The sequence below is a fragment of the Candidatus Krumholzibacteriia bacterium genome, from assembly GCA_035649275.1.
GTDB lineage: Bacteria > Krumholzibacteriota > Krumholzibacteriia.
Genome location: DASRJW010000022.1, coordinates 1 through 5,001, shown reverse-complemented (window position 1 = coordinate 5,001; position 5,001 = coordinate 1). Strand labels below are relative to the sequence as shown.

At 66.7% G+C, this 5,001-nt stretch carries 6 protein-coding genes; 1 reads left to right on the top strand and 5 read right to left on the bottom strand.

Translation table 11 applies throughout. The features are described from left to right. The 4 genes from VFE28_01640 to VFE28_01625 form a co-directional block, all read right to left on the bottom strand. On the bottom strand, positions 1–339 hold a 339-nt coding region (locus VFE28_01640), incomplete at its 3' end, for a hypothetical protein (protein HZM14677.1). Positions 340–352: 13 nt separating this feature from the next. After that, positions 353–799 (bottom strand): DUF4440 domain-containing protein, encoded by a 447-nt coding sequence (locus tag VFE28_01635; protein ID HZM14676.1) that lies wholly within the window; start codon positions 797–799, stop codon positions 353–355. A gap of 39 nt (positions 800–838) precedes the next feature. Next, complete coding sequence (locus VFE28_01630) at positions 839–1,300, bottom strand: VOC family protein (GenBank protein ID HZM14675.1); 462 nt, start codon at positions 1,298–1,300, stop codon at positions 839–841. 118 nt (positions 1,301–1,418) lie between these two features. Then, entirely contained in the window at positions 1,419–3,038 is a 1,620-nt protein-coding gene (locus VFE28_01625; GenBank protein ID HZM14674.1) for a hypothetical protein, read from the bottom strand. 170 nt (positions 3,039–3,208) lie between these two features. Between VFE28_01625 and VFE28_01620 the strand changes: the two genes are divergently transcribed. Beyond that, positions 3,209–4,411: a crosslink repair DNA glycosylase YcaQ family protein gene (locus VFE28_01620; protein ID HZM14673.1), complete on the top strand. Its 1,203-nt coding sequence runs from the start codon at positions 3,209–3,211 to the stop codon at positions 4,409–4,411. An 8-nt stretch (positions 4,412–4,419) separates the two neighbouring features. Here VFE28_01620 and VFE28_01615 read toward each other — a convergent pair. Then, a partial coding sequence (locus tag VFE28_01615) for a hypothetical protein (protein HZM14672.1) occupies positions 4,420–5,001 on the bottom strand: 582 nt, incomplete at its 5' end.

The window sequence follows — 5,001 nt, the reverse complement described above, 5'->3', positions numbered from 1 at the left end:
CTTGCCGCTCGCCCGGGCCCCCTCCGGCGTGAAAGCTCGCTCCTTCGAGACGATGACGAGGGGCAGATCGCGACCCTGGCCCGACTTGCCGTAGCTCGTGAGCCGGAGCCAGCGGGAAGCCTGCTCCAACCGCTTCAGGTAACGCATGGTCTCGTCGTAGTCAGGCGTCCGCCGGTAGGATGTTGCCTCGGCGGGCGTGATCCACTCGCGGGGAACGGGGCCCGAAGTGAGCGTCGACTCGGTGACGGCGACCTCACCCGCGTGGACTTTGAACACGAGAGAATTCACCGAGAGCAGTGCAGCGAGCGCGAGAGCGAGAGCGCCAGGCCCATTTCGCATCGGTTCCCCGCGCTCACTTCGAGTTGCAAACCGGGCAGCCCTTGTCGAACACGACCCGCCAGCGGCCATCCGCTTCGCGTCGCCAGATGGAGTTGAAGGTGCCGATCTGCTTGCCGGCAGGATCGAGGACGGGGCCGCTGCTGAGCGCCAGCGTCCCCGATTCGAGGACCTCGACCGTCTCCGGCGTCCAGGAGAAGGGGGCCTTCTCGCCGGCGAAGAACCCCTTCCAGCCTCCGACCACGGCGGCTTTGCCGCGCAGGACTCCCTCCCGGCCGAAGAAGAGTGCTTCCTCGGCCAGGTGGGATTCGAAGGCGTCGAGCTTCCGGTCGGCCAGGCTCTTGGCGAATGCCGTCTCGGCGGCACGCACCTGTTGTGTGAGCTGTTCGCGCGTTTCACCACGGGCCGGCCCGGCGAGCACTGCGGCGGCCAAGCATGAAACGAGGATCCAAACGCTTTTCATCGCGATCGCCCTCCCATTGCCAACCAACGGCTGCCGCTTTCAACCGGGGAAACGCCCTCGTGGCGGTTCCCAGAGCTCGATGCGATTTCCTTCGGGATCCATGACCCAACCGAAGGAGCCGAACTCTGAGGTCTCCGTGCGTTCGTCGACGACACAACCCTCGGCGCGCAAAGCGTCGAGCACCGCGGCGAGATTCAGAACCCGATAATTGATCATGAACGGCGCTTTGCTCGGGTCGAAATAGGTGGAAGACGCCGGGAAGATGCTCCAAACGGTGACCTCCTCTGACGCCACATCGGTGGCGCTGGCCGCAGCAGTCGTCTCTGCGCCTCCACCAAGACCGTCACGGGCATCGTGGCGATCCCGCGCCGTGTCCCAGCGGAAGGAAGTTCCGCCCCAGTCCTGGATGTCGAGCCCCAGATGCTCGCGGTACCAGGCGCGGAGCGCCTCCGGATCCCGCGCCTTGAAGAAGACGCCCCCGATTCCGGTGACCCGTTTCATGCGACTCGGCCCCCACTGATTCCCAGGGAACGGCCACGACGCATAACACGAACGCGAGACTGGCTACAAGTCTCGAGGTGCTTGGCGACGGCGATCGCGTCACGCTCGCCCAGCCGAACTACCGTCCCGCTTCGGCCGTTCGGGATGCCGGCCGCACGACGCCATCGGCACCCGTGGCGCCGACGTCCCGCCGCACGTAGAGACCTGCGATCGGTGCCGACCCGGGTGCAGGCCGGTCTTCCCACACCGGAGCGTAGGCGGCGGCGAAGTCAGGATCCGCGTCGAAGCCAGTCACACCCATCCAGAAGGTGTGCACCCACACGGCTTCCGGCCTCCGCACCCCCAAGATGTGCACTCGGATCGACTCGCGGTCGCGTCGCACCGTCCGCCCCAGCTGCCGGTCCGTCAGCCCGACGAGGTCGATGACCCGGAAGTGATCCTCCCACAGGGCGCCACCGACGTCGGGCGTGAGCACGGCGACCCGCGGCCCGAGCGGCTTCAGGGCGCGAGCGATGCGGCGACTCGTCTCGCGCCCGGCATCGAGCGGCAGCGTCGGTGCCACGACGAAGGCCGGTGTGTGCCTGGCGCTGTACATGCCCGCGATCCCAACCGCAAACACGGCGGCGACGGCGACGATGGCGCTCCGAAAACGCGCGCGCTCCAAAGCGTCCCAGAGGAGAACGAACCCCGCGGCGGGACCGAAAAGGAACATGGGCGTCGCAAAGCGGTGCTCCAGCATCCAGTCCCCCGGGAGCGCGAGAACGATCGAGGTTGCGCTGGCGAAAAAGAGGAAAAGCATGGTGCTGGCGCTTCGCTCCGGCGTCGACCAGCGGCGCAGGCGTCGTCCCAGGGCATGGAACCCGCAGGCGACCGCAACGATGACGAGGGTCCCCGAGGCCAGGACCGTGGCGACGACCAGGGGCAGGGGCCAGCGCGCGAGCATCCAAGCGAAGATCGCGGCTCCCTCGCCCTTCTTCGCATAGAAGGTGTTGGGGAAGACATCGTGGAAGTAGGCGCTCCGGAACAAGGTGAGGAGAAACCACGGAAGTACGAAGGCCCCGACGTAAGCAAGGAGATTGCGTCGCCGGCGACTCGTGTCCGGTCCGAGGCCGAAGAGAAAGGGCGGGATCCAGAAGTAGAAAGCCCCATCGGGCCGCGTGCAGAAGAGAAGAAAGAGGATTCCGCCCGCGAGGAGCGCCCGCTTCGTTCGCACCGGCTCGTTCACAATCGATGCGCCTGTGACCGAGCCGCTCGCGATCGGCGCGGCCATGACCACGGCCAGAATCACGGCCATGCAGACGTACAGGGCGTTTTCCAACCCCGAGGCGCACCAGATGACGAAGCCCGAGGTGAGGGCGGCCGCTGCCAAGCCGGCCGTCGCCAACCATGCAGGCCGGCGGCCGCCAGCCGTGACCAGGCGGGCGATGCCCACGAATGCGACTCCGACGAAGCAGCCACCGAGGATCTTCGGCGTCAGCACCGGATCGAAAACCCGCAGACCCATGGGTAGGGCGAGAAGGAGCACCCAAAGCAGATTGGTGAAGCCTTCGACGGGGACCTCGCCCGGCTGCGCCACCAGACCGTGACCTGCGGCGAGGTTGCGGGCATAGGCGAAAGAGATTCCCGCGTCGTCCACGATCCAGTCGCCGAGACGCGCGGCGTGAACCAGGTAGAGCGTCAAGCCCAAGGCGGCCGGCAGCCACACCATCCGCAGGGGGGAGCCGCGTCCTGCCCGCACCGTGAGATTCCTTCCGCTCAAATCACGCTGGCACTGGGAGTGCTGGCTCGGGCATCCCCGGCCGACTCTCGCTCGCCGAGCCTCGGCTGCAGGAGGATAGGAGCTCTCGCCCCGACTCGGATGAGGGATGATAGTGGATACGCAGGGTCCACGAGTGCAAGGATGGCGCCATGTCGCGTGATGCACTGTCGCTGAGTGAAGCGCGTCGGATAGCGCTCGCCGCCCAAGGGGCTCACCTCCCACGACCCGGCAGGGGGGCGACCACCGCGCACCTGCGGCGCCTCATCCATCGGCATGGGTTGTTGCAGATCGACTACGCCAACGTGCTCCTCCCGGCCCACTACCTGGTGCCCTTCTCCCGCCTCGGCCCCTACGACATGGCACGTCTCGACGATCTCGTCTACCGCAAGCGCGAGTTCATCGAGCAGTGGGCGCGCGAAGCCTCCATCGTGCCCGTGGAAACCTGGCCATTGCTGCGCCATCGCATGCAGGAGCACGACCGGCGAGCCCGAGCCTTCGGCGCCTTCTTGCGCGGGTACCGAGGTTACGCCGAGCGCGTCCTCGATACCGTGCGGAGCCGTGGCCCCTCGACCGCCGAAGACATGCCCCCACACGACGGCCCGGAACGGCGCAACGATTGGTGGGGGTGGAGTGTGGCGAAGACTGCGTTGGAAGCGCACTTCGCTCGTGGCACGCTCGCCGTGGCCTACCGCCGTCCCGCCGACTGGGCACGTGTGTATGATCTGACGGAACGTGTGCTGCCTCGGGAAATAGACGCCCGCGTGGCGGGGGACGAAGCGCAACGGGAATTGCTGTTGCGCGCCGCGCGCGCCCACGGCGTCGGTACGGTGACGGATCTCGCCGATTACTACCGCATCCCGGTGCGGGAGGCGCGCCCGCGTCTCGCCGAACTCGTTGCCGGGGGCCAGCTGCGGTCGGTGCAAGTGGAAGGCTGGCGGGATCCCGCCTACCTCCATCCCGAGGCCGAGCTGCCCCGGCGCGTCGAAGCCTGCGCCATCCTCTCCCCCTTCGACCCCATCATCTGGCACCGGCCGCGTCTGGCGCGACTGTTCGAGTTCGATTACGTCCTCGAGATCTGGACCCCTCGCGCGAAGCGGCGGTGGGGTTACTACGTGCTGCCGTTCCTCCTGGGCGATCGCTTGGTGGCGCGCGTCGACCTCAAAGCCGATCGCCCCAGCCGCCGGCTGATCGTGCAAGCGGCGTATCGCGAAGCACACGCACGCGCCGGCGAAGTGGCCGCTGCACTGGCTGCGGAGCTGCGCACCCTCGCATCCTGGCTGGAGCTGGACACGATCATCGTGGCGCGGCGTGGTGGTCTGGCCCGGGCACTCGCCGCCTGCCTGCGCCACTGAACTCGTCTCTAGCGGTAAAGACCTTTCACGTGGGACCAGGTTGCTTGCTCGACTGCAACAGTGCACGTGGGACCCGAGGGATTGACGATCAGCTGGCCACCGCTGACGCAGACAGGCGTAAAGTCCGGAAAGTTGCACCGGGTGAGGATCGGGCTCGAGCAGGCGGCCCACGGGTACGACGAAGGAGTACCGGCTACCACGGTGACATAGTGGTTGTTGGCGAAATTCGTGCCGCTGATACTCCATAGATCCACGATGGCCAGAAGCACTAGTGGATTCCGCTGGCAATCCGGGTCGTCAGGCTCGGTCACGAAAAAGGTCAGGCTCCAGCGCCGTAGGGTCTCCTCGGTCAAGATTTGAGGGTCCGAGATCTGCCCCCTGTCGAGCGTTGGCGATGGAATTACAACGTTCTTGGTCCAGCCTGAGGGGAGCTGTCCCGGCGTGTCCGTTTCGAGCCCCTGAAGGTACAGCTCCGCGGTCTGCATGCCAGCCAGTGTCGCGCCGGCAAGCCGCGCATAAACGCCGATCGATAGCCGATATAGCACTCCGCCGAAGAGGGATGCGACCGTGGCTTGGCAGGAACCGAAGTC

Bases quoted from the DNA above. Each gene is read 5' to 3' on its own strand.
- VFE28_01635 (HZM14676.1), bottom strand. From the start codon at position 799: ATGAAAAGCGTTTGGATCCTCGTTTCATGCTTGGCCGCCGCAGTGCTC.
- VFE28_01630 (HZM14675.1), bottom strand. From the start codon at position 1,300: ATGAAACGGGTCACCGGAATCGGGGGCGTCTTCTTCAAGGCGCGGGAT.
- VFE28_01620 (HZM14673.1), top strand. From the start codon at position 3,209: ATGTCGCGTGATGCACTGTCGCTGAGTGAAGCGCGTCGGATAGCGCTC.